Origin of the sequence: Magnetococcus marinus MC-1, assembly GCF_000014865.1 — a bacterium.
In the GTDB taxonomy this organism is placed as follows: Bacteria; Pseudomonadota; Magnetococcia; order Magnetococcales; family Magnetococcaceae; genus Magnetococcus; species Magnetococcus marinus.
The window spans coordinates 3957438-3982015 of the sequence record NC_008576.1 but is presented as its reverse complement, the minus strand read 5'-3'; the positions used below and the strand labels follow the sequence as shown (position 1 = coordinate 3982015).

At 56.5% G+C, this 24578-nt stretch carries 21 protein-coding genes; 6 read left to right on the top strand and 15 right to left on the bottom strand.

Features of this window, described 5'->3' with window-relative positions; genetic code table 11:
• Positions 1–77 precede the first annotated feature (77 nt).
• The 7 genes from oadA to metX all read right to left on the bottom strand — a co-directional run bounded on the left by oadA (position 78) and on the right by metX (position 6768).
• Positions 78–1862, bottom strand: coding sequence for a sodium-extruding oxaloacetate decarboxylase subunit alpha (gene oadA, locus MMC1_RS16370; RefSeq protein ID WP_011714749.1), 1785 nt, complete (start codon positions 1860–1862; stop codon positions 78–80).
• 144 nt (positions 1863–2006) lie between these two features.
• The gene (locus tag MMC1_RS16365; protein ID WP_011714748.1) at positions 2007–2252 is read right to left on the bottom strand and encodes an OadG family protein; all 246 of its coding nucleotides are present in this window, start codon (positions 2250–2252) and stop codon (positions 2007–2009) included.
• Positions 2253–2379: 127 nt separating this feature from the next.
• On the bottom strand, positions 2380–3261 hold the full coding sequence (hisG, locus tag MMC1_RS16360) for an ATP phosphoribosyltransferase (protein ID WP_011714747.1): 882 nt from the start codon (positions 3259–3261) through the stop codon (positions 2380–2382).
• A 356-nt stretch (positions 3262–3617) separates the two neighbouring features.
• Positions 3618–4370, bottom strand: a complete 753-nt coding sequence (gene gph / locus MMC1_RS16355; protein WP_011714746.1) for a phosphoglycolate phosphatase — start codon at positions 4368–4370, stop codon at positions 3618–3620.
• 26 nt (positions 4371–4396) lie between these two features.
• A complete protein-coding gene (gene hpt, locus MMC1_RS16350) occupies positions 4397–4951 on the bottom strand; it encodes a hypoxanthine phosphoribosyltransferase (RefSeq protein ID WP_011714745.1) in 555 nt (184 codons plus the stop codon).
• A 3-nt stretch (positions 4952–4954) separates the two neighbouring features.
• On the bottom strand, positions 4955–5587 hold the full coding sequence (metW, locus tag MMC1_RS16345; protein WP_011714744.1) for a methionine biosynthesis protein MetW: 633 nt from the start codon (positions 5585–5587) through the stop codon (positions 4955–4957).
• Positions 5584–6768, bottom strand: a complete 1185-nt coding sequence (gene metX / locus MMC1_RS16340; RefSeq protein ID WP_011714743.1) for a homoserine O-acetyltransferase MetX — start codon at positions 6766–6768, stop codon at positions 5584–5586. Before metX ends, metW begins: the two co-directional genes overlap by 4 nt.
• Before the next feature lie 340 nt (positions 6769–7108).
• Between metX and MMC1_RS16335 the strand changes: the two genes are divergently transcribed.
• On the top strand, positions 7109–10336 hold the full coding sequence (locus tag MMC1_RS16335; RefSeq protein WP_011714742.1) for a PAS domain S-box protein: 3228 nt from the start codon (positions 7109–7111) through the stop codon (positions 10334–10336).
• Between the two features lies 1 nt (position 10337).
• On the opposite strand, the gene MMC1_RS21985 is transcribed toward MMC1_RS16335, so the two are convergent.
• From MMC1_RS21985 to MMC1_RS16315, 5 genes are all read right to left on the bottom strand, one after another.
• Positions 10338–10496, bottom strand: coding sequence for a hypothetical protein (locus MMC1_RS21985; RefSeq protein ID WP_160162729.1), 159 nt, complete (start codon positions 10494–10496; stop codon positions 10338–10340).
• A gap of 194 nt (positions 10497–10690) precedes the next feature.
• On the bottom strand, positions 10691–13792 hold the full coding sequence (locus MMC1_RS16330) for an efflux RND transporter permease subunit (protein WP_011714741.1): 3102 nt from the start codon (positions 13790–13792) through the stop codon (positions 10691–10693).
• A complete protein-coding gene (locus MMC1_RS16325; RefSeq protein ID WP_011714740.1) occupies positions 13789–15108 on the bottom strand; it encodes an efflux RND transporter periplasmic adaptor subunit in 1320 nt (439 codons plus the stop codon). Before MMC1_RS16325 ends, MMC1_RS16330 begins: the two co-directional genes overlap by 4 nt.
• Positions 15109–15130: 22 nt before the next feature.
• On the bottom strand, positions 15131–16540 hold the full coding sequence (locus tag MMC1_RS20530; protein WP_011714739.1) for a sensor histidine kinase: 1410 nt from the start codon (positions 16538–16540) through the stop codon (positions 15131–15133).
• Positions 16541–17236, bottom strand: coding sequence for a response regulator transcription factor (locus tag MMC1_RS16315; protein WP_011714738.1), 696 nt, complete (start codon positions 17234–17236; stop codon positions 16541–16543).
• 610 nt (positions 17237–17846) lie between these two features.
• Here MMC1_RS16315 and MMC1_RS16310 point away from each other — a divergent pair.
• The gene (locus MMC1_RS16310) at positions 17847–18497 is read left to right on the top strand and encodes an EF-hand domain-containing protein (protein WP_160162728.1); all 651 of its coding nucleotides are present in this window, start codon (positions 17847–17849) and stop codon (positions 18495–18497) included.
• Positions 18498–18760: 263 nt separating this feature from the next.
• On the opposite strand, the gene MMC1_RS22420 is transcribed toward MMC1_RS16310, so the two are convergent.
• Together MMC1_RS22420 and MMC1_RS16305 are read right to left on the bottom strand one after the other, a co-directional pair.
• Positions 18761–18895 carry a hypothetical protein gene (locus tag MMC1_RS22420; protein ID WP_265101281.1) on the bottom strand — a complete coding sequence of 45 codons (135 nt, stop codon included), beginning with the start codon at positions 18893–18895 and terminating at the stop codon, positions 18761–18763.
• A gap of 135 nt (positions 18896–19030) precedes the next feature.
• Positions 19031–20146: a zinc ABC transporter substrate-binding protein gene (locus MMC1_RS16305; protein ID WP_011714736.1), complete on the bottom strand. Its 1116-nt coding sequence runs from the start codon at positions 20144–20146 to the stop codon at positions 19031–19033.
• Positions 20147–20269: 123 nt separating this feature from the next.
• Here MMC1_RS16305 and MMC1_RS16300 point away from each other — a divergent pair, with 123 nt between their 5' ends.
• Genes MMC1_RS16300 through MMC1_RS16285 form a run of 4 tightly spaced genes read left to right on the top strand, consistent with a single transcriptional unit; the run spans position 20270 to position 23331 of the window.
• A complete protein-coding gene (locus tag MMC1_RS16300; protein WP_049757712.1) occupies positions 20270–20755 on the top strand; it encodes a transcriptional repressor in 486 nt (161 codons plus the stop codon).
• Positions 20737–21519, top strand: a complete 783-nt coding sequence (locus MMC1_RS16295; RefSeq protein ID WP_011714734.1) for an ATP-binding cassette domain-containing protein — start codon at positions 20737–20739, stop codon at positions 21517–21519. The genes MMC1_RS16300 and MMC1_RS16295 overlap by 19 nt, the downstream gene beginning before the upstream one ends.
• Positions 21519–22337, top strand: a complete 819-nt coding sequence (locus tag MMC1_RS16290; RefSeq protein ID WP_011714733.1) for an iron chelate uptake ABC transporter family permease subunit — start codon at positions 21519–21521, stop codon at positions 22335–22337. Before MMC1_RS16295 ends, MMC1_RS16290 begins: the two co-directional genes overlap by 1 nt.
• A complete protein-coding gene (locus MMC1_RS16285; RefSeq protein WP_011714732.1) occupies positions 22327–23331 on the top strand; it encodes a CobW family GTP-binding protein in 1005 nt (334 codons plus the stop codon). Before MMC1_RS16290 ends, MMC1_RS16285 begins: the two co-directional genes overlap by 11 nt.
• Here the strand turns inward: MMC1_RS16285 and MMC1_RS16280 are convergent.
• The gene (locus MMC1_RS16280) at positions 23328–24434 is read right to left on the bottom strand and encodes a tetratricopeptide repeat protein (RefSeq protein WP_011714731.1); all 1107 of its coding nucleotides are present in this window, start codon (positions 24432–24434) and stop codon (positions 23328–23330) included. The genes MMC1_RS16285 and MMC1_RS16280 overlap by 4 nt on opposite strands.
• Between the last annotated feature and the right edge of the window lie 144 nt (positions 24435–24578).

The following is a 24578-nucleotide window of genomic DNA, read 5'->3' as shown; positions in this document are numbered from 1 at the left end:
ACCTAAAAGGGGAAAGGCCGGGGCAACGGGCATGTTGCCCCAGTCCTATATCAAGGTTCTCTAACCTGTGATCATGCTTAGAGAGTAATCAAAATGTCCCCAACGTTGACCACATTCCCCTCTTTGCAGTTGATGCTGCTTACGGTGCCCGACAGGGGTGAGCGAACCTCGGTTTCCATCTTCATCGCTTCCATGATCAAAACCACGTCACCCGAGTTTACGTGCTGACCCGTTGAGACATGAATTTTGGAAATAGAGCCTGCCAATGGGGCTTTAATGGGTTCTCCACCCGCAGCAGGTGCGGCAGCCACTGGTGCGGCGGCTGCGCTGGGGGCGACACTGGCAACCTGACCTTGAGGGCCAACCTGCACATTATAAGCGGTACCATTAACCACCACGGTGTAGGCTTCAGTCGCGGTTGGGGCGGTGGCGGGTGCCGCTGCTGGGGCAGCAACAGGGGCGGCCTCTTCCCAGGGCTTGGGCTCAAAGGCGGCGGGGTTGTTGCGGTTTTCCAAAAATTTTAAACCCACCGCCGGGAACAGGGCGTAGGTGAGCACATCGTCGATCACATCTTTAGCCAGGGTGATGCCCGACTCAGCGGCCTTTTGTTTCAGCTCGGCGGTTAGGCTATCCATTTCTGGTTGCAGCAGGTCAGCCGGGCGGCAGGTGATGGGCTCTTCGCCCGCTTCCAAGCAGCGCGCTTGCAACTCCTTATTCACCGGGGCAGGGGTGGCACCATATTCACCACGCAAAATACCACGGGCCTCTTTGGTGATGGTTTTGTAACGTTCCCCCATCAGCACATTAAAGACCGCCTGCGAACCCACAATTTGCGAGGTGGGGGTCACCAGGGCGATGGTGCCCAGATCCTTACGCACGCGGGGAATCTCTTCGAGCACGGCGTCCAACTTGTCGGCGCACCCTTGCTCTTTAAGCTGGTTTTCCATGTTGGTCAACATGCCGCCAGGAACCTGGGCCAGCAGGATGCGCGAATCCACACCCTTCAAAGAGCCTTCAAATTTGGCGTATTTTTTACGCACTTCACGGAAATAGGCAGAAATCTCTTCTAACTTAACCAGATCCAGCCCCGTATCCCGCTCAGACCCCTCCATGATCGCCACCACCGATTCGGTGGCTGAGTGACCATAGGTCATGGACATGGAGGCGGTGGCGCTGTCCACCATATCGATTCCAGCTTCAGCCGCCTTAACAATGGTCGCCGTGGAGAGACCCGTGGTGGCGTGGCACTGCATGGCAATGGGCACCTTAACGGCGGCCTTTAACTTTGTAACCAGCTCCGTGGCGACATAGGGCTTGAGCAGACCGGCCATATCTTTAATGCAGATGGAGTCACTACCCATATCTTCAAGCTTTTTCGCCATATCCACCCACATATCCACCGTGTGCACATCGCTGATGGTATAGCTAAGGGTGCCTTGGGCGTGCTTGCCCACCTTTTTGGTCGCCTTGATGGCGGTTTCCAGATTACGGGTGTCGTTCATGGCGTCAAAAATACGGAAAACATCAATACCGTTAACCGCACAGCGCTCCACAAATTTTTCCACCACATCATCGGCATAGTGACGATAACCAAGGATATTTTGACCACGGAAGAGCATCTGTAAAGGGGTCTTGGGCATCGCCTTTTTCAGTGCACGCAGACGTTCCCAGGGGTCTTCACCCAAAAACCGAATGCAGCTATCAAAGGTCGCGCCGCCCCAAGCCTCAATGGACCAAAAGCCCACCTCGTCCATTTTAGGGGCGATGGGGAGCATATCCTCCAAACGCATGCGGGTGGCAAACAGAGACTGATGGGCGTCACGCAGGGCAAGTTCGGTGATACCGAGGGGCTGCTTTTTCATGGCGTTCAAAATCCTCGTTAGGTTGGTGAGAATCTTCTCAACCCCACCGTGGTCGGTCCATTCTTTTAAGTAGTGACCAAAGTGGGCTCAGGGCTGATCATGTTAGCGAACAGCACCTGCAATAAATGGCGTCATCGCTGGATCTCAGCGATGTTTCGCCCGATACTGATGCACCGCAGCAGCAATCGCCGCCGTGTGCTCCCCAGGGGTGCCGGTGGGGGCTGTGGCCCGTGTGATCGGCACCACTTGAGGTTGTTTGGATTCAATCCAGCGGGCCAAATGGGACATCTGCCCCACCATAAATACAAGCAAGGCCAAAAAGAGAAAGACCGTGCCCATACCTAGCACCAGTAGACCAAAGCCTTCTGAGAGCAACGCACTCGTATCCATGCCGTATGCCTCTTTCAAAAGGTGGTGTATTTTCAATAGGAAAATACAACCGTGTTAAAGGTTTGTGACATCTATACCGCAAGGTTTCATCCATTTGAAACATGTCTAGCATATTTCAAATGGCTATTTATACCACTTTTTTAAGGTCGTATTCCACAATTCCTTCCGCACCGGCCCCCACCAGCTTGGGCACCAAGTCCCGGATTTGATCCCGATCCACCACCGTTTCTACCGCACTCCAGCCAAGGGCTTTAAGGGGATTGACGGTTGGGGCGTGCAGACTGGGTAGTAGCGCACAGACGGCATCTAGGTTGATGTCTGCGACATTGAGCTTGAGCATGGATTTATGGTGGGCCTTTAAAGAGGCATTAAGCATCAAATAGAGCTGCTCAATTTTGGCCCTTTTCCAGGGGTCCTGCATGGCGGCTGGGTTGGCGATCATGCGGGTGTTGGTGTGCAGCAGATCCTCAATAATTCGCAGACCGTGGGCACGGATGGTGCTGCCGGTTTCGGTGATCTCCACCACCGCATCCACCAATCCTTCCACCACCTTGGCCTCGGTAGCCCCCCAAGAGTAACGGATGTCCGCCTGCACACCGCGCTCGGCAAACAGGCGTTTGGTGGTTTTAATCAACTCGGTTGAAACCACCTTGCCGTGCAGATCTTCAATCTTTTGCACCGGCGAATCATTGGATACCGCCACCACCCAGCGACAACCGTGGCTGGAGGATTTTGAATAATCAAGCACCCCTAACTCATGGACCTTATCTTCACAATCCTGTTCGAGAATCCAATCATATCCGGTAAGTCCCACATCCAGCGTACCGTCGGCGCAGTAGGGGGCCATCTCTTGGGGTTTGATGAGCGCAGGTTTGATCTCCGGGTCATCAATGGAGGGAAAATAGTTGCGGGAGCGGTTGACGATGGTCCAACCCGCCTGTTTAAACAGCTCAATGGTGGAGTCCTGTAGGCTGCCCTTGGGAATGCCCAGTTTCAGTTGTTGGGACATGCTCTGTCCTTTGCTCTTTCGTCAGTCGGGGTCGATGAGGGTTCGACCGGGATTATAAAGGCTTTTTTTGTTTCTTCTACGTGGTTCTTAGCCCATGTGTCAGCCCAGCGTGAGCAAGCACGCTGTCTCAATGCGGTAAAGCTTTGAAAGACTGTCAAAAATAATGCCCAAGCGGTAAGAGTTGGTTGGGCATTTTTTGATTTTAATCGGGCTTGTTTGCCGACGATTATCCCCACTTGCCTGAAGAGGGTAAGGCGAGCTCAGCAAAAGCAGGGCGAGCAACCCGGTACCAGAGCACGTCGCAATCCCCCTCTGGTAAGGGCGTGGCCAGCGTGGTGGCCCCATTGGCCGCTAAACTAAGCCTGCTCGCGTACCACCAGCCCTTCAATAGCCCCAAAACAATCCACCAAAACGTCAGGGTGCAGGGCCGCTAAGGCATCATGCTGGTTGTAACCATAGTTGACCGCAATCACCGGTATGTTTGCACGCTGAGCGGCCAAAATATCGTTGTCCGAATCCCCAACCATCACCGCCTCGTTAATGGCGCTGGCCATGTGCACGGTGGCGTGGTAGAGCATCTCTGGTGCGGGCTTGCGGGTGGGTAGTGTATCTCCCCCCACCACCACTTTAAAAAAGTGCGCCATGTTGAGCTCTGCTAGCAGCTTGTGGGCTAGAAATTCCGGTTTGTTGGTCACTACCGCCATAAAAAAACCCGCCTCTTGCAAGCGTTGCAACCCCTCCATCACGCCTGGGTAGGGGTGGGAGTGGTCGGCAATATGGTGGGCATAATAGGCTAAAAATTGCTGTACGGCGGCCTCAAAATCGCTATCCCCTTCAGGGGCTTCGGCACCCCTGCCCCAAAAGCCCCGGGCCAGCAGCGAACGAGCACCATTGCCGACGAGATGTTGGACCTCTATGGGGTCCAAGGTGGCCAGCCCCCGGCTTTGCAGAACATGGTTCATGGCTCCCGCCAGATCGGGACCGGTATGCACCAGGGTGCCATCCAAATCAAACAGCAGGGCGCTACAGGGGAAGGGCGGTTGTTGTTGCGACCGACCGTGGGTCGCGACGACAGATGCGGGAAAAGGGATGATTTTAGCGCTGCACATAGGATGGGGTCCGTTGCTGGGTGGGGTTAGCGGTAGGCTTCAGGGGGGATAACCCCTACATAGGGGAGCTCACGAAAATGGTTGTCCCAATCAATACCATACCCCACCACAAAGGCATCGGGTACCTCAAAGCCAATAAAATCGGCCACGACAGGTTGCTGGCGGCGGGCCTGCTTGTTAAGCAGCGTGCAGGTTAATACCTGTTGCGCACCCTGCGCCTTGAGCAACTCAATGACGTGGGCAAAGGTATTGCCGGTATCTAAAATATCATCAACCAACAGCACATCGCGGCCCTGCAAGGGCTCCTTAATGGCAAGCTGAACCTGTACCTGACCTGTGGATTGGGTGCCGCTACCATAGGATGAAACCGCCAAAAAATCCAGCTTGGGTTTGGCCCCTTGGCGGCCCATCTCCCGCAGCAGATCGGCCGCAAACAAAAATGAGCCCTTGAGCAACGCCACCATCACCGGCTCTTGCCCCATGCGGGCGATAATCTCCTTAGCCAGTGCTTGCACGCGGCGTTGAATCTTCGCTTCGGTAATCAAGGGTGCGGGGGTAACGTCGCGGGGGTGGCTGGCCATGCATCACTCCTTTTCCAACAAAAATACTGCCATAGGGGAGAGCCAGTTGGCCATGAATTGCATCCATGGCACGTTGGAAGCCCGTAATGGCAGGCCGCCTTTGACATCACCGCTGGCGGCCAGTGGAATCTGCTGCACAATGCGGATGTCCAACTCATGGCAGAGATCCCGAAAATCCAGCAACGTACACATGCGTATATTGGGGGTATCGTACCACATGTAGGGCAGTACCCCGCGTTGGGGCACGCGACCACTGATAAGCAACTGCCAGCGAAAACGCCAATGTCCAAAGTTGGGAAAGGAGACAATGCCCCGCCGTCCTACCCGCAGCATCTCTTCCAAGACAAAGGCAGGACGGTGAATCGCCTGTAGTGTGTGTGAGAGCAAAACATAATCGAAAGTGGCGTCAAAGTGGTCCGAGAGCCCCTGATCCATATCCCCTTGGTAAACAGGAACACCATGGGCAATGCAGCTTTGCACCCCTTCTGGTGAAATCTCGACCCCAATCCCCTTACACTGTTTTTGATGGATAAGGTGCTGCATCAACAGCCCGTCACCACAACCTAAATCCAACACCCGGCTGCCCGGTTCAATGAGGGAGGCAATGATGCTCTGGTCAACACGCAAGGAGATCATGCTTGGCCTCCGGTTATGCTCTGCCAAGTGCGCAGCAAGAAGGAACCTAACGATTTTTCATAGCTGGGGTGGGGTAGCAAAAAGGCATCGTGCCCGGCGGGCGAAGAGAACTCCTGAAAGGTGCAATCCTTGAGGCTGCGGTGCAGAATGCGCACCAGCTCCTTGGAGCGGCTGGTGTCAAAGCGCCAGTCGGTATCAAAACTCATGACCAAAAAGTGGCTCTCCACCCCGGTAAGACGCTGCACCGTGGTCTCGGCGTCGGGGAAGGGGTCAAAATAGTCCATCGCTTTGGTGATGTAGAGGTAGGAGTTGGCATCAAACCGTTTGACGAAAGAGGAGCCTTGATAGCTAAGGTAGCTCTCTACCGCAAAATCTGTCTCAAAACCATAAGATAGCGCATCACGATCCTGCAAGCGGCGGCCAAAGCGTTCATGCAGACCTTGCTCGGAGAGGTAGGTGATGTGGGCCATCATACGGGCTAACGCCAGCCCGCTCTCTGGGCGGGCTTTGGTGGTAGGGTCACCGGGAAGGGTGTAGTAGTCGCCCCCATTAAAGTGGGGGTCAGCCATAATGGCTTGGCGGGCCACCGCATTAAAGGCGATGTTTTGCGCCGTTAAACGAGGTGCGGCGGCAATGATGACACTGGCGGGCACCATATGTGGGTAGTCCAGCGCCCACTGGAGTGCCTGCATCCCTCCCATGGAGCCACCCACCACCGCCATCAACCGTTCAATCCCGAGCTGCCGCACGAGGGCGTGTTGCACCCGCACAATGTCGCCAATGGTGATCATGGGGAAGTTGAGCCCATAGGGCATGCCGGTGGCCGGGTCGATACTGCTGGGGCCGGTAGTGCCGTCACATCCGCCTAGATTATTGCTGGCAATGACAAAATAGCGATTGGTGTCAAAGGGTTTGCCGGGGCCGATATAGTGGTCCCACCAGCCAGGGCGTTTGTCATCCTTACTATGGTAGCCTGCGGCGTGGGCGTTGCCCGAGAGAGCGTGGCAGATCAAAACCGCGTTGGAGCGCTCTTGATTAAGGGTGCCGTAGGTTTCGTAAGAGACATCCACGCTGTGCAGCAAGGTGCCGCCGTCCAATTGCAGGGGGGTACTTGCGCCAAACAGACGCACGTGCTGGGGAGTGACGATGCCAACCGAAGCGGTCAGGGGCTCGTGTGTCATGGTATCTTATCGTCCATGCATGTTACGGGAGCCCTTTCTAACGAAGGCTCCTCCGAACGGGTAGGGAAGAGCTCTTCATACCCTATCAAGAACAAAAGGTCAATATGGCATGGTTGACGTCACCAGCAAAACCGCGTGCGGTGAGGGCGCGTAAGGTGGCATTTAAGAAAATGCGGCCAGCCGTAGCTTGGTTATCGCCAGGGAAAAACCACAGAGAGATTTCGGGCATAGGAATCTCTGGTGGCGTTGAAAAAGGGGTGGGCAAATGTCTTGTTGTCATGCACACTATGGGGGCAGTCGTTTAATATCAAAGCTTAACATGACAACCAAAAGGTGGATCATGAGTCGATTGGTCAAATGGCTGCTGGTGCTGGTGCTGCTGCCGGTGGTGGCAGATGCCCAACAAGGGGAGCGTCCTTGGCCGGTTACGGTTGCGGTGTTGCAGGATTTTCCCCCCCTCTACAGCTTAGATACCCACGGAAAGCCCCAAGGATTGGCCATTGATCTGTTGCAGCAGGTTGCTCAGCAGGCCCAGTTAAAGATCACCTATAAAGTGGTTCAAAATTGGGGTCAAGCGATGCAGTTGGTGCGTCAAGGCGAAGCTGATTTTGTACCAGGAATCGGTATCACTGAGGTGCGACGCGCCGAGTTTCTTTTTTCCCACCCTATGGAGAGCGTACCGGTCTCCTGCTTTGTGCGTAAACAGAACCGCAGTATCCAGGGTTTGCAGGACCTGCCCGGCTATAGCGTGGGGGTGATCGCCCAAAGCGCGGCCCATACCCGGCTCAGCCAAATACCCAATATGCGCTTAAAGCTCTATCAGAGTATTGATGAAGCCTTTTTTCAACTTTTGGCGGGGGAACTGGATGCCTTTGTGACTTCCCGCCCGGTGATGGAGAAAAAAGCCCGGAAGATTGCTCCTCAAGAGATGATTAAGGTGGTGGGTGAGCCGCTGATGGATTTAAAGCGGGGTTATCTGCTATCCACGCAGAACCGTGCTTTGTTGCAGCGTATAGATCCTATTATTCAGCATCTTACACGGTCTGCGAGGTATGGTGAAATCTATGCCCGCTGGTATGGTACCGCCGCCCCCTTTTGGAGTGTGGAGCAGGTTTTTTGGATCATGTCGGCGCTGTTGGTGGCCGTGTTGGTGGTTGGGGGGCTCTACCGTGTGTTTGCCATAGCCCGCTATAATCGGGAGTTACAGCGCAGCATCGCGGCCCAGCAGCAGGCCGAACAGCGGTTGCAGCGCAGTGAAGAGCGCTTTGCTCTGGCGATGCGGGGCAGCAATGATGGGTTGTGGGATTGGGATATACCCACCGATAGGGTGACCTTTTCGCCCCGTTGGTTGGAGATGCTCGGCTACCAAGGAGCACCGCAAGATGCCGATATGCGCCACTGGCAGGCCCATATTCACCCCGACGATCAGCCACGGGTAGAGCAGGCGTTGGGGCGGTTTTTGTCCGGCGACCAGCAGCACTATCACTCTGAATATCGCATGCGCCATAAGGATGGACACACCATCGCCGTACTTTCGCGGGCGTTTGTCTTGCGGGACGCCACAGGCCGCGCCATACGTATGGTGGGCACCCATGCCGATATCACCGCACTCAAAGAGCAAGCGCGGCGCTTGCGTGAGAGCGAGACGCGGTTTCGCGCCTATTTTGAACAGTCGGTGGTGGGTATGGTGATGGCCAGCCTAGATCGCCACTTTATAGACGCCAACCACGCCTTTTGCCATATGTTGGGCTATTCCCGTGGTGAGTTGTTGAAAATGAATTTTCCCCAGATCACCTACCCCGATGATCTGGAACGGGACCTTGTACAGTTTGAGCAATTACGGAGCGGCCAGGTTAGCGCTTTTGAGATGGAAAAACGTTATCTGCATCGCGACGGCCATCCTGTATGGGGGTTGCTCAGCGCCACCACCGTCAAAGATGAACTGGGCCAAGCCAGCTACTTGATTGCCCAAGTGCAAAACATTGATACCCAGAAAAAAGCACTGGAGCAGCTGCGCCAAAGTGAATCCATGATGCGGGGCTATTTTGAGCTGGGATTGATCGGTATGGCCACCACCACCGCCCAACATGGCTGGGTGCAGATCAACCAGCGGTTGTGCGAAATTTTGGGTTATCCCGAAATGGCGTTGCGCCAGAAAAGTTGGGCGGAGATCACCCACCCACAAGATCGACAGGCCGATGAGGTGGCCATTGAGCGGCTACGCAAGGGACTCAGTGAGGGCTACGCGCTGGAAAAGCGCTTTATCCGTCAGGATGGCGCGTTCATCTATGCCAGCATATCGGCGGGATGTTTGCGCAAGGAGGGGGGGGAGATAGGCCATTTTTTAACGCTGGTGCAGGATATCACGGCACGTAAGCGCATGGAGTTGGCCCTACAGGAACAGAAGGAGCAGGCCGAAGCGGCCAACCGGGCCAAGAGCACCTTTTTGGCGGTGATGAGCCATGAAATTCGTACCCCCATGAATGCCATTTTGGGTATGGCAGAGCTGCTACGGGAGAGTGACCTGACCAGCCGACAGCATTGGTGTGTGGAGACCTTAAACCGTTCTGGTGAGAGTTTGCTGTCGTTGATCAACGATATTTTGGATCTTTCCAAGATTGAGGCCGAGCGCTTAACCCTAGAGCATGTGGTGTTTGATCTGGTGCAGCTGGTAGGGGATGTCTGTAGCCTGTTTGGGTATGAGGCGCAAAGTAAGGGTTTAGCGTTAAAGCATCACATCGCCCCTACACTGCCCCGCTATGTGGTGGGTGACCCCATCCGCTTGCGGCAGATCATGATGAACCTGGTGGGCAACGCGGTTAAGTTTACCAAACAGGGGCATGTGTCGGTTGAACTAAATCCCCTCGCGGATGGGCGGCTATCCTTTGTGATCCGTGATACCGGTATTGGGGTGTCCGTGGAACAGCAGCGCAATATCTTTAAGCCCTTTACTCAGGCAGACTCCTCCATAACCCGTGAGCATGGGGGTACGGGGTTGGGCTTGACCATCTGCATGCGGTTAGTGGCATTGATGGGGGGTGAAATGCAGTTAGAAAGCACCCTGGGGGAAGGGAGCTGTTTTCATTTTGAGTTGGAGCTGCCTGCGGCCCCGCCGGGTGCCGAGTCGGTTGTGGGTACGCCGCGCACCTTGGCCGATGTAGCCAGTGCATTACGCTTAGAGAGTGCCGCACACCATAATGATCCCATTTTGGTGGTGGATGATGCCGAAGATAATCGTATGCTGGTCAACGTTTTTTTAAAGAAAACCCGTTATACGCTGGTGATGGCAGAAAATGGGCTTGAGGCCGTCAATGCCTTTAAACAGCAGCCCTTCGCGTTGGTGTTAATGGATATTCAAATGCCCCTTATGGATGGCTACGAGGCAACCCGCCAGATTCGCCAATGGGAGCAGCAAAAGGGTAGTGGACGCACGCCCATTATCGCATTAACCGCCCACGCTTTGAGTGAAGAGTCGCAGCAGATTTTAGAAGCAGGCTGTGATATCCACCTGACCAAACCCATCCGCAAGAGCAAGTTATTAGAGGTTTTGGCCGAGGTTTTGGCCTAGTTTAGCGGCGGAGATTTCTCTGCGCCGCTTTCCAGCGTTGGCGGGCTTTCCACCATAGGTAGAGCACCAATGCCAGCGCAGCGATGGTGTAGAGCATAAAGATCACCTGACCGGCCCAGAAGAGCAGATAACCAATGATGATGAGGGCAACATAGATCATGGTGGTGGGCTTTCCGGTGGGGTTGAAAGGGGTTCAGCATAGGAGATGGTGTTAGGCTTGGCAAGGGGCTGCTCGGCTGTCAGGTGCGCGGTTTGGATAAGTGGATAGGGGGGGCACCGAGCGGGCCCACCGCTCGCTTGCCCCATAGCCCCCTGCCTCTGTTTTCTCAAGCGGCCCCAACCTTTGTCCGTCAGTTACGCATCCTGTTCACCATGCAACCGTTCTAGCTTGCCGTGATCGTCCAAAATGCAGTAGACCGAGGGCACCACAAAGAGTGCCCCTAGGGTTGCAACGGCAAGCCCAAAAGCCAAACTGGTGGCCAGTGGGATTAAAATTTGCGCCTGTAAGCTGCGCTCTAACAGCAGCGGCATTAAACCGGCTACGGTGGTGATGGAGGTTAGTAAAATGGGGCGCAAACGCGCCCGTCCAGCCTCTTTTGCGGCCACCATCGTCGGTATGCCTGCCGCCCTCTGCTCTCGAATAAAAACCACCATCAAGATAGAGTCATTGACCACCACCCCAAACAGTGAGGCCATGCCCACAATGCTGGGCATGGTAAGATCCAGTCCCATCACCAGATGGCCAAAAACAACCCCAATAAAGGCGGTGGGTATAACCAGCATCACGGTGAGCGGAGCCATATAACCGCGGAACTGCAAGGCGAGCAACATATAGACCCCAATCATGCCTAATAACACATTGCGCATGATGGATTGGCCGGTCTTAGCAGACTCCTTGCCCTGTCCTTGGGGATCAAAGGTAATGCCGGGATAATCGGCCAATAGTTTGGGAATAAAACCTGCCTTTGCCAAGCTCATCAGCTCCTGCGCATTGGCAAAGCGACGGTCGACATCCCCCTGGATGGTAACGGCACGCTCACCATCCACCCGGTGAATGCGTGCCCAGCCCCGCACCGGTTGCAGATCCACCACCACGGAGAGGGGGATTAACACGCCATTGCTCCCGACCAGGGTAAAATCGTCCAGATCTTCGGCGCTGTCTCGGTCTGCTGCGCTGAGGCGTAGATCCACGACATACCGCTCCGCATCAGCGGGAAATTCATCCACCGTTATGCCCTGAAAAGCCCCCCGTAGCTGTTCGGCCACCGCGCGGGCGTCCAGCCCCAGCACCCCCGCAGCGGGTTTAAGGTGTAGACGGAACTCCCGCTTGCCAGGGCGTAGATCGTCGCTTAGATCCAACACCCCCGCATAACCGCCCAACCACTGCTGGAGCTCTGTGGAAGCCTGTTTAAGCTGGTTCAAATCGGGACCCCGTAGGCGCATATCAATGGCCCGCCCGCCAGGGCCGAGAGTGGGTTCGGTAAATTTAAGGGCGATGACATCAGCCAGCTCCCCCACCTCTTGCCGCCATGCGCTGGTAAACTGGTCCAGGTTGGTGTTCCGAATCTCTGCCCCCAGCAGATCGGTAATGACCCGCGCCACATGGGGGCCGCTCTCGTAGGCATCGGGATTTTGCCCAAAAATGACCGAAATGTGTTGAATGAGATCCACACCACCGGGCTGTGCGGTTTTAAGGCGCGCGTTGACCCGCTGTGCGGCCTGTTGCAGGTGCTCCACCAACGACTCGGTGCGGCTTAATGGTGTACCCTGGGGCAGCAGTAGGCGGGCTTCCACCACATCCCCATCCAGGTCAGGAAAGGGCACAAATTTTAAGAGACCCCCGGCGGGCATCGCCAAGGCAAACAGCAGCAGCATCCCCACAAGGCCGATGGTCAGGTAACGTTCGTTGATGGCGCGGTCCAAAAGCGGCCCAAACTGGTGATCGCGAAAATGGGCAAAGCGGCGTTCAAAAGCGTCACGCCAGGGGTGGTTCTGGCGTTGTGCCATGTGTTCGAGTGCATGGCTTAAATGGTGAGGCAAAATAATAAAGGCTTCTAATAAACTGACCGACAGCACCAAGATGAGCACCAACGGTATGACCCGTAAAATCTGCCCCATCTCACCGGTTATAAAGACCAGCGAACCAAATACCAATATCGTGGTGGCAAAGGAGGATATAACCCCCGGAAAAACCTGTTTGGAACCCTTAATGGCCGCTTGCAGAGGGGATTCGCCCCGGTCCATGCGGGCGGCAATGTTTTCGGCAATCACAATGGCATCATCCATCAATAGGCCCACGCCAATGAGCAGACCCACCATGGAGATCATGTTGATGGACACCCCAACCAGGGGTAAGAGAAAAAAGGCACCCAAAAAGGAGACCGGTAGTCCCATGGTGACCCAAAAACTGTAGCGCAGGCTAAAAAACAGCCAAAGCACCAGAAATACCAAGATCAACCCCTGTATGCCATTGCTTACCAACATATTCAGGCGATCCTGCACCACCGAGGAACGATCCTGGCTGAGGGTTAGGGTGATCCCCTGGGGGGTGGGCTCTTGGCGCACAAACTCAACGATGCTTTGGCGCACCTTGAGAATATCCTGGGCGCGGGTTTTAAAGATGTTAAGTATGGCGGCGCGTTTGCCATCGAAGAGAATTTTGTCCTCATCCCGATCAAAACGGTCGGTGATTTTGGCAATCTCGCCCAAACGCAGAGAGGCTCCGCTTTGACCTGAAATCACCACCAGATTTTCAAAATCTTCAACACCCTTACGCTGATCATCCAAGCGCAACAGTAGATCCTCGCTGCCCCCCTCTAAACGGCCCACCGGCTGGCTGACACTGCGGCGCTGCACGGCGTTGGCAATATCCACTGCGGAAAGGCCATATTGGCGCAACCGCCAAGCGGGGATCTCAATACGGATCTGATGCTCCGAAAAGCCATCCATGGTTACTTCGGCGACAGCGCTAAGGCTTTGTAAACGGTCCTTGAGCTGCTCGGCATAGGCTTTCAGCGCGACGGCGTCGTCAGGTCCGGTTACCGCAATGGAGATAACCTGTTGGGTGCGTGCCAGCTCTTGTATCACGGGCCGTTCGGCAGAGTCGGGAAAATCATCAATGGCATCCACCTCGGCGTTGATGTCATCGAGAAAGCGCATCATATTGGCCCCCTCGCGCATCACAGCGGTTAGGGTCGCCATGCCTTCACGGGCATCACACCGCAGCTCATCCAGATCGGTGATGCCCTCCAGCCCATCCTCCAAGCGGCGGCAGAGGGCATCTTCCGCCTCTTCGGCGGTGGCACCGGGGTAGAGAATTTTAACCTCAACCTTATCGCTCTTGATTTCGGGAAAGGTCTCCCGTTGCAGCCCTGGCAGGGTAACCACGCCCAAGATAATAAAAATGGCCATCAACAGATTGGCCGCCGTAGGGTGGCGGGCACACCAAGCGATCATGGCGCACCCCCACCCAGTAGCTGTTTGGAGAGCGCCTCATCCATCACCGGGTTAAGGGCCATGCCCGCTACCGCTGGTATCAGATCCGAAACCACCACCCGCTCACCGCCTTGCAGGCCCTGCGCAATGACGGTGAGGTTGCCCTGTTGAAACAGTACCTGTACGGGCTGGAGCTGTAGACGATTGTCGGCTGTCACCAAATAGACCACCTCACCACGTAGCGCCGAGCGGGGCAAGACAACCCGATTTGGCTGCGGTTTTCCCTCTACAGAAACGTGTAAAAACATGCCTTTAGAGAGTGGTGGGCGGTGACCAGGGATGACCTTTTGATAGGGGTTGTCGACGGCAACCACCATGCCCATGGTGCGGGTTTTTGGGTCGACTCCATCACTAAAGCGCACAAAGCGGGCCTGCCACTGGGCCGTGGTATTGCCCAAATCTAAGCGAACCACGGGTTTGAGCTCGGCCAGGGTTGGTAGGTCAAGTTTGCCGCCTGGGATAAGGCTGCCTTGAATATCATCGCGGCCAATAAACAGGCGACGCAGATTAGACAGGGCGACCTGGGCCTCAATCTCCACCTGTTCCACCCCGTCACCGGCAAACAGCGTCTGTCCGGTGGTGATGATTTGATCTTGTTCCACCGCCAATTCGGCAACGCGCAGGGTAAAGGGGGCACGAATGATGGTGTGCTGTAGATTGCGCTGGGCCAGCTCGGCCTTGGTTTGCAAAAGTTTGCGCTGGGTGGGGATAAGGTCCAGCGTATTTAACAAGTTTTGCACCGAGCCCCGCACCGTCAGGGTGGCCCGCTCGGCCTCGTCTAGGCTGGTTTGGGAGATGGTTTTTTGATTTAACAGCGTCTGTTTGCGGGCCATCTCCTGCTCGGCCAGCTTCAGGGTGCGCTGCTCAATCTGTAGGGAGGCGCGGGTGTTGCTCTCCTGCACCTGTAACTCAGCCAATTCAGCCTGTGCCTGTGCCAAGGCGAGCTCATAATCCACCGGGTCAATGCGCACCAGTTCGGTGCCCTGGGCCAAAATCTCGCCATTGTGCAGGCGTTCATGCAGGGCGACGATGCGCCCGGAGACCTGGGGTATGGCCCGCCAGACCCGCGCCGGACGGGCAGCACCATAACCCTGGGCGGTGGGGATTAGAGTGACGCGGGCCACGGTTACCACGCGCACGCTCTGTACCGGCTCCGCTTTGGCGCGCTGTTGGGGGGGCTGGCGGCCTTTGACCATCCAGACCAAGAGCACAATCCCAATAAGAATAGGCGGGATCACACGGAGTTTGCGCCAAACGCTGGGTTTTTGGTGGGTCATGGGTCAAGGCTCCCGTTGAGGGTTATTCCGGTTCAGGTGCCGCGATGGGTAGGGTGATATGGACCACTAAACCGCCCTCGCTATGATTGGCCGCCCAGAGAGTGCCATGGTGTTCGCTAATCACCCGCTGCGCAATAGCCAACCCTAAGCCATAGCCGCCGCTCTCCCGCTCCCGTGCAGCACTGGTGCGGTAAAAGGGTTTAAAAATGCGCAGCAAGTCAGCTTCGGCCACACCAGGGCCGTGATCGCGCACCTGGATGTGCAGCTGTTGGGCCTGCTCAGTCAGGGTGACATCCACCGTGCTATGGGGTGGGGTGTAGCGTAGCGCGTTGCGCACCACATTTTCCAGGGCTGAGTGTAGCGCTTCTGGATTGGCTTTGACCAGCCGCTCTTCACTGGCGGCCAGGATAACGTGACGTCCGCTGGGGCGGCCTTCCAGGGTGACATCGGCGGCAATGCTGGTGAGCATGCCTTGCAGATCCACCATGCCTTCCAATACCACAGGCTGCCCTGCATCGGGATGGGCCAAGGTGAGGATCTCATGGATCAAGCGGTCTAGGCGATGGATCTCCCGTTCAACCATGGCGAGATGCGCTTGAGATTCCGTTGGATGCGTCCGTGTAGCCAGCTCCAGTGCCACCCGCATGCGGGCCAAGGGCGAGCGGAGTTCGTGGGAGACATCCCGCATCAGACGTTTTTGCGCAGAAAAAATTTCCTCCAAGCGTTGGGCCATATGGTTAAAGCTATGCACCAGGGTGCTGAGCTCGTCGGGGATACGCAAGCGCAACGGTGCGCAGCGGGTGCTGAGCGCGCCAAACGAGAGCTGCTGCGACGCTTTGGTGAGCCGTCGAATGGGGTTGGTAAAGTGCAGGGTAAGCAGCAGCACCCCCAGCAAGCTGTAGAGCACGATACCCGCCAAGGCCCAGCGGTTCTCAAGGATTAGCCCCATAAAGGGGGGCCTCTTAGGGGTTAGCATAAGGCCATATAGGGTGTTGTCTGGCCCGCGCACATACCACAGCACCGGTGGGGGGATGGGGTGGTCGCGTAGATGGGCAAGCTCCTGCTCGGGGGTGGCTTGGGTGGCTACCTGGGCGCTGTAGATGTGCAGGCTGGCCTCTGGTGCCCAGCGGTGGCGAAGAAAATGTTGTGCATGGCCGGGCAAGGGGCGTTGCAGCAGATCTTGTCGTTCCTCTTTGACCACGTAGATCCAGGGGTTGTCTGGGTGGTTGCGCAGGGCGTCTCGCAGGGCTTGCTCCCCATAAAAGGCCAGGGCATGGCCCAGGGACATGCGCTCTTTGGCGAGGTCATTCATTTGGTTATGAAAACGATCCTCCAAATCCCCGCGTAGATGAAATGCGGCCCACGCCGTCAGGCTGCCCATGACCAGCAGGGTTAACCAAAAGCCGATAAAGAGTTTGAGAAAAATACGCATTTAACCCTTCTCCACCGGTATGGCATAGAGATAACCGGAACCCCGTAGGGTGTGAATGCGTGGGCTGCTGTCACCTGTAGCGGCCAGTTTTTTACGTAGGCTGCTGATGTGCATATCCACACTGCGGTCATAGGGCATCCATTTACGTCCCAGCCCCTTTTGGGAGAGGCGCTCTTTATCCACCACCTGACCGGCCTCCCGTAAAAGCTGCTCTAAAATATTAAACTCTGCCGAGGTCAACTCAATCTCCACCGCCCCCAGCATCACCTTACGCGCCATGGGGTAGAGGGTTAATGCGCCTTGGTTGAGCTGTTCGCTGCTGGTGGCACGCTCACCGCCGGTGCGCCGCAGTACGGCCCGTAGACGGGCCGCCAACACACGGGGATTGCAGGGTTTGGAGAGATAGTCGTCGGCACCGATCTCGAGACCGACAATGCTGTCGGTCTCTTCACCACGGGCGGTGAGCATGATCACTGGAACTTCAGTCTGTTGGCGCAGTTTGCGCAGCAGATCAAAGCCGTTGATCCCCGGCAGCATGACATCCAACACCAACGCCTCATAGGGGCTCTGCAACGCGCGATTTAGGGCCTCTGTGCCCGAGTGGCAAAGATCGCAGGAGAACCCCTCTTCATAAAGATACTCGGCCAGCATGGCGCAGAGTTGTTTGTCGTCATCCACCAGTAAAATCGTGTTCATGGGGGGCAGCCCTCGGGAAAGTCTGTGTCCGTACAACGCTATCTTTTGGCGGTTTGCCCCATTAGGCAAAGCCTCACGACATATCTTTACACTTCTCCTACCCACCTTTACATGGGCATTGTTTACACTGCGGGCAAGCTGTGGGTGTAAACCCGGGCCTATGCAAAGCCCATCAGGACTGCGCATGATGAAAAAGGTGTATGGAGCAAATGCCCAGGGGTGGGAATGCTCAGGTCGCGCGCCTGCCGATGGGTGTGGGTGAGCGCCTGGGTCTGTACGCTTTTTTCACAAAAGGGTGCCGTTTTTAAAACGGTGCCCTTTTTTTTATCCTATTGTTTTCCTACCGGTAAATATTGCCTGCCGGGGGTGTGGGCAAAAACTGCCGTTGGTGTGGCTTGTGTTTTATAACCTAAAGAAAAATAAGGAATATTTAATTGGCATGAGGCGTGTAATAGGGTTGAGCATAACCATCCCACCCCGATGGCCTTTACTCCCCTGCATCGCTTTCCCATGACGCCGTACCTGCTGCGGACGCGCGATCTCAATTCTTTATAACTGCCAAGATGTGGATGAGGAGAAAACCATGATTTCTTTCAGTGGTATGAGTTCCATGTTATCGCAAACAAGTCAGACAAACGGCCATAATCGTTCCGGTGGCATGGGGCGCATGGGGGGAAAAGAGGGCCAACCCAGTGTTGAAGATCTTATGGCCAAGCTGGATCAGGATGGTAATGGAACCATTGGGGTGGATGAAGCCAAAGGCCCCATGGCAGAACATTTTAACGATTCTGACAGTGATGGGGATGGTCAACTCACCAGCGACGAATTAACGGCGGCGATGGAGAGCTTCCACGCCCAGATGAAGGGCCAAATGGGGGGTGCTGCCCAGGGTATGGGGCAGCCTCCTTCGGCGGCGGATCTTATGGCGATGATGGATACCGATGAAGATGAGGCCATCAGCAGTGACGAAGCCAAAGGTCCCTTGGCCGATATGTTCAGCGATGTGGACAGCGATGGTGACGGTTTGATCACCAGCAGCGAGTTAGAAGAGGGCATGGCCAATATGCCGCCCCCACCGCCGCCCCCCAACCGCATGGTGGGTGGTACCAACAATATGGATCTGCTCAGCCAGTTGATCGGGGAGAGCTCTAACGATGAGGGTTCCACCAGTGGTATGACCAGCAAGCTGGATCTGCTCCGTCAGCTCCTGGGTAATGATGAAGAGAGTAAAGATAGCTTGATGGATCTGTTAAACGCCTGATTCCAGCCTAAGCTTAAGGCCATAAAAAAAGCCCTGATCAAACGGTCAGGGCTTTTTTTATGCGGGGATGGGGTAAAAACCCCCCAGTGAAACACCAGGGGGAAGGCGCAGGAGCTGAGCGGCCCGCGCTCTTTTTAACATGCCTAATGGCTAGCCCGTTGGCTAAAGCCCCCCATTGGTGATCCTTGCGGGGAACGGTGGCGCCCTCCAGGGCAAAGGTGTAAAAAACAGTCAGTTTGGTTGCTGACGTGCTCTCTATGGTTTTACCACTGCAAGCGGTTTTGACGCGGCAGGGTCTCGATATGCTCCAGCAACATGTTCCATAACCAGCGGCCAAGGTAGAGCACGCCCAACATGGGGAGCAGGTAGAGTAAGGTTTCCAGAATGATGTTTAACATGGCAAACTCCTTCAGATAGTAAGACGGTATTTGCCCCCTCTTATGGCTCTTATGTCTATTAGAGCATGACCATGTTCTAATTGTTGCATTTTTTGATGTAACTTCTGTAACCCAATTGCAACAAGTGAGTTGGTTTTAGGGTGTTGTTAAACAGTTGCTTAGGGCGTTTGCCAGGTTTGTGAGCAGGGTAAAATAGGCGCCGATTCCCGGTTGCAGCTGACTGCCCAGCGGGTCCAGTTCTGCGGTGCGTAGGCCGGTATCCCGGGCGATGGCTTGTACCATGGCGGGCTCAAATTGGGGCTCAGAAAAGAGACATACCGCACCTTGCCGCTGGATGAGTTGGCGGACCTGCTGCATCGCCTTGGCACTGGGCCGACTTTCTGGGTTGAGGGTGAGGGCCGCTGTGGTGGCGAGACCAAAACGGCGCTCAAAATAGTGGTAGGCATCGTGAAACACCAGATAAGGGCGCTGCCGCACCGGTTCGAGCTGGGTGGCGAGCCGAAGGGTCAGTTGCTCAAGCCGCTCCACCAGATGCTGGGCGTTTTGTTGGTAGCGTGTGGCGTTGGCGGCATCCAGTTGAGAGAGCTGTTTTGCAACGGCGTGGACCATGAGGATCGCCTGTTGGGGATCCAGCCACAGGTGCAGATCTAGTTTGCCGTGGTCATGGCCAGTATGATCCTGGTGGGCATCATGGTCATGGACGGTATCCGCAGTATGATCCTGGTGGGCATCGTGGTCATGGTCGGTATCCGCCGCATGATCCTGGTGGGCATCGTGGTCATGGTCGGTATCCGCCGCATGATCCTGGTGGGCATCAAGGTCATGGTCGGTATCCGCCGCATGATCCTGGTGGGCATCGTGGTCATGGACGGCGCTCTGCTCCAGCCAATGCAGGGGTTGGCGGTTTTCCAACAAGGCTAGCCCTGGCACTTGGTGCAGGGTCAGAAGGGTGGTCTGCTTGCCCAAGGTTTGTAGGGGTTTAACCAGAAAGCTCTCCAAGCCAGCACCCATCCAAACCACCAACTCCGCTTGGCTTAATTGCCGCGCCTGGGAGGGGCGCAGGGCGTAGCTGTGGGGGGAGCTGCCACCATCCAGCAGCAGTTGGGGTTGGGCAACCCCCTGCATGACCTCGGCAACCAAGGCATGTAGGGGCAGTATGCTTACCACCACACGGGGGGCCGCCCAACTGTTGGGGGTAAACATGAGCAGGGTGAGTAGAGTAAGAAGGGATAGGACACGGGATCGAGGCATGAGCGGGCTCCTAAATGTTATAGTATAACGTTTTGCTTGGCTGAGGGTAGCGTGCTATAGTGGCAAGGTCAAGCGGTAAGATGGTCTGCGGAGCGCTGGGTGAGTTGATTAAGGATGCGGCGGATGGCGACACATTTCCCCCCTGGGGATCACGATCATGGTGCGTGTGTAAACACGCTGGTAGCACGGGCCGAGTTGCAGTGTGCAAGCAATCAAGCCCGCTTAACCCCATTGCGGCGAGAGGTGTTGACCCTGCTCGCGGCCAGCCACAAGGCGATGACTGCTTATGAAATTTTGCAAGAGATGGTAATGGGTGGATCGCGCAAACCAGCGCCCATCACCGTCTATCGCACCTTGGAGTTTTTGATGGAACAGGCGTTGGTACACCGTATCGAGTCGCGCAATGCCTATTTTGTCTGTTATCGGCAAGGGGGGCATGTGCAGCCCGTACAGGTTTGGATCTGCCGAAACTGCGGTGTGGTGGCCGAGACCTGTTCGACGCAGATGGCCTCCTTAATCCCACAATTGGCCGATCAGATCGGTTTTACCCCCGCCACTACGGTGGTGGAGATTGAAGGGGTGTGTCGCGTATGTCAGACACAAGCTTAACCCATTGTAGCGAGGTGTTGCTCACCGCCCGCAACCTGTGTGCTGACCGTGGTGGGCGGCGGGTGTTGGAGGGAATTGATCTCTCCATCGGGGCTGGCGAGGTGGTGACCATCATCGGCCCCAATGGTGCGGGTAAAAGCACGTTGCTCAAGGTGCTGCTGGGGGTGGAGCCCTACAGCGAAGGGCAAGTCATCCGAAAAGCCAATCTATGCGTCGGTTATGTGCCGCAACGGATGCCGGTTGACGCCATTTTGCCCATGACCGTGCAGCGCATGTTGCGGCTGGCTAAGGAGGTGGATGAGACGGCCATGCTGGCGGTGCTGGAGGAGACCGGGGTTGCCCATGTGTTACACGCACCGCTGCAAGGCTTATCTGGGGGGGAGTTCCAGCGGGTGTTGTTGGCACGTGCCATGTTGCGCAATCCCCAACTATTGGTGCTGGATGAGCCGGTGCAGGGGGTGGACTATAGCGGCGAGGTGGCCCTTTATCAGTTGATTGGTGCCTTGCGCAAGCGTCATGGCTGTGGGGTATTGTTGGTCTCCCACGATCTGCACATGGTGATGCGGGATACCGATCGGGTGGTCTGTCTTAACCGGCATATCTGTTGTACCGGTACCCCTGACCATGTGAGTGGGCATCCTGAATTTGCCCGTCTGTTTGGGGATCAGGCACTACAGACCCTAGCGCTTTACCAACACCATCACCACAGTTGTACACACCACATGCCGGTGGACGTCGCGATAGACCCGCAGGAGCAAGCCTAATGTGGAACGATTTTATGCTGCTGGCCTGGGTGGCGGGGGTGGGCGTGGCGTTGGTGAGTGGTCCTTTAGGCTGTTTTGTGGTGTGGCGGCGTATGGCCTACTTTGGGGATACCATGGCCCATGGGGCGCTGTTGGGGGTGGCGCTGGGGTTGATCATGGCGCTTAATTTGACCCTAGCAGTGGTGCTGGTCTGTATTGCAATCGCCTTGATATTGCTCATGTTGCAGAGTAATTCGCGGGTCTCTGGGGATACCTTGCTGGGCATTCTTTCCCACAGTGCCTTGTCGCTGGGCTTGGTGGGGTTGAGCTTTATGTCTGGCTTGCGGGTGGATCTGATGGCCTATCTGTTTGGGGATATTCTGGCGGTCTCCTGGCAGGATCTGGGCTGGATTTACGGGGGTGGGGCGCTGGTGTTGCTGCTGTTGTGGCGCATATGGAATCCGCTGCTGGCGCTTACCCTGCACGAAGGGTTGGCGCGGGCCGAGGGGGTGCCGGTTACCCAGATACGTCTGATCTTTATGTTGCTCATTGCGGTGGTGATTGCGGTGGCTATGAAGATTGTAGGGATTTTATTGATTACCTCGCTGTTGATTGTGCCTGCCGCCGCCGCCCGCAACCTGAGCCGCTCCCCCGAGCAGATGGCCGGGTGGGCGGTGGTGGTGGGGGTGTTGGCGGTGAGCGGCGGTTTATGGGGCTCGCTTAACTGGGATACCCCCTCGGGACCCTCCATTGTGGTGGTGGGGTTGGGGCTGTTTCTGCTCTCGCTGCCGGTGGGTTGGTGGCTGTTGCGTCGGGGGGGGGATCTCCGTGGGGCCTAACACCACTTTGCCGGTCACGCTGTTGACGGGCTTTTTGGGCAGTGGCAAAACCACCCTGCTTAACCATGTGCTGCGCCAGCCGGAGCTGCGCGATACCCTGGTGGTGATCAATGAGTTTGGTGCCATTGGTCTTGACCATGAGCTGGTGGCCGAGGCCACCGAGCAGGCGGCGCTGCTCATGCCCAGTGGCTGCCTTTGTTGTAGCATGCGCGGGGATCTGCTTAAAACCCTACGTGAGGCGATCTGGCGCTATGCTCGGGGTGGCCAACCGTGGTTTAAACGGGTGGTGATTGAAACCACAGGGTTGGCCGATCCCGTGCCGATTTTGCAAACGCTACTGGGTGAGGCAACGCTCCAACGCCACTACCATTTGGCGGGGGTGGTGACGGTTGTGGATGCTCAGTATGGCGAAGCGAGCTTGGCCGAGCATGCCGAGAATCAGCGGCAGGTAGCGGTGGCCGATGGTCTGTTCATCAGCAAGAGCGATTTGTGCAGCGGAGCGGCTTTAGAGCGGCTAACGGCGCGATTGAGCGTCCTTAATGCCACCGCAGCGCAGCATCGGCTTGAGCATGGGATGATGGCGGCGCACACTTGGTTGCAGTATGCCGGCGCGGTGGAGCGCCACCCGAGCGGCGCGGTGTGGGATGCTGTGATGTGGCAGGGTGAAGAGGCCACACCAGCCCCACCGCCGCACGGTGATATAGAGGCTCATGCGCTGGTGCTGGATGAGGCACTGCCCAGGGCGGTGCTTGAGGCGTGGTTGAGCGCCCTGGCGCAGGGGCCGGAGCTGCTGCGGGTCAAGGGCTTGGTGTGCCTGCTTGGGCAGCGCGGCCCCTGGCTTATTCAGGGGGTCCGCCACACCCTTTACCCGCCTCAGCCGTGGTCCCAATGGCCCACTTCAGACCAGCGCAGCCGACTGGTGTTTATAACCCGTGGCCTGCCAAGAAGTAGCCTGTGGCAGGCCCTGCAACAGGCTCGGGCAGCCGTGCTTTAGTAGCGTTGCAGGCCGCCATTAACCCGCGCGATGGCGCGGCTTATGGCATCATTGGGCTGGCTTAACAGGGCCTCAGCCTGTTGATAGAGCTGGTCTGCGGCGGCAAGATCCCCTGCCACCTCTTGACACACCCCCAGATTATAGAGCAGCGCCGCATTGGGGCTAGGGCTTTGCTCCAGACTCTGCTGCCAGAGGCTACAGGCGCGGGGCATGCGGTTATCCCGGGCAAAGGCGACCCCTTGGAGCAAATTTTGGGTTGCCCTCGGGGAAAGCCCTTGGGTCTCTTCCAATAGGGGAATGGTGACTGCCCGCAGGTAGGGGGCAATATCCTGGCGATAGGCGGTTAGGCTCTGGCTCAAGGCTTGGGCCAATAGAGTTTCAGCGGCGGTGGATCCCTTGGCCTGATCGCCGGGGCAGGTGAGTGCCCAGCGTTTGGCCTGCTGTTTTTTGCTGTAGATCAGTTGGCCGCTGGCCACCTCCACCACCTGGGGTAAAATCTCCACGCGGGCGGTGCGTTTGCGGCAGATGACCGGGGTTGTCACCCGCTCCTTAGTGCGGCGTGTGGTGATCTTACGCACACTTTTGTGGGCTTTGCCGTGTCCAGAGTTGCTCTCTTCTATCACCACCTCGACCTGCTCCTCATGAGGATGAAAGGGGTGGTTACTGGGTCTCTCCTCGCCATAAAGACAGGCTTGAAGCTGATCCTTGTTGCGTTTGACGCCCCGATAGGGGCGTTTACACCACTGTTCACGGCTCATGCTCAGGGGCTCATCGTGCCAGCCATAGTGCAGTACCCTGCCAAAATGTACCGCATCCACCCCCAACCGTTGACCGCGCTGGCGCGCCTGCTGGGCGTCCTCGGCACGCTCTGCTCGGTGTAGTTCAAAATAGGGCACGCCGCGTACCTCAATGGCGCTAAGGGTCTGTTCCACTTGGCGGGTGACGCGGTGGCTGGCGGTGCCACTGTAGTCGAGCAGGGCGATGTTCTGGTGCTGGTAGACACGGGGATTCTCCGCCGCGACCAAAAACTGGGTGTGCAAGCGTGGTCCGCATCCCCCCAAGAGCAGGGTAACAAATAGGATAAACGGGGGGAAAATGCGCATAAATGGCTCCTGACCAAGGTGAGCGTGTGTAGTCAACTCTACCGCAGCTTGGGGCATCCACCAATGGTAACGTTGCGGTGACGGCGGAAAAGGGAGCTTGATGTTACCGCCTAGGCTTGCCACAATCAAACCCCTAGTAACCTT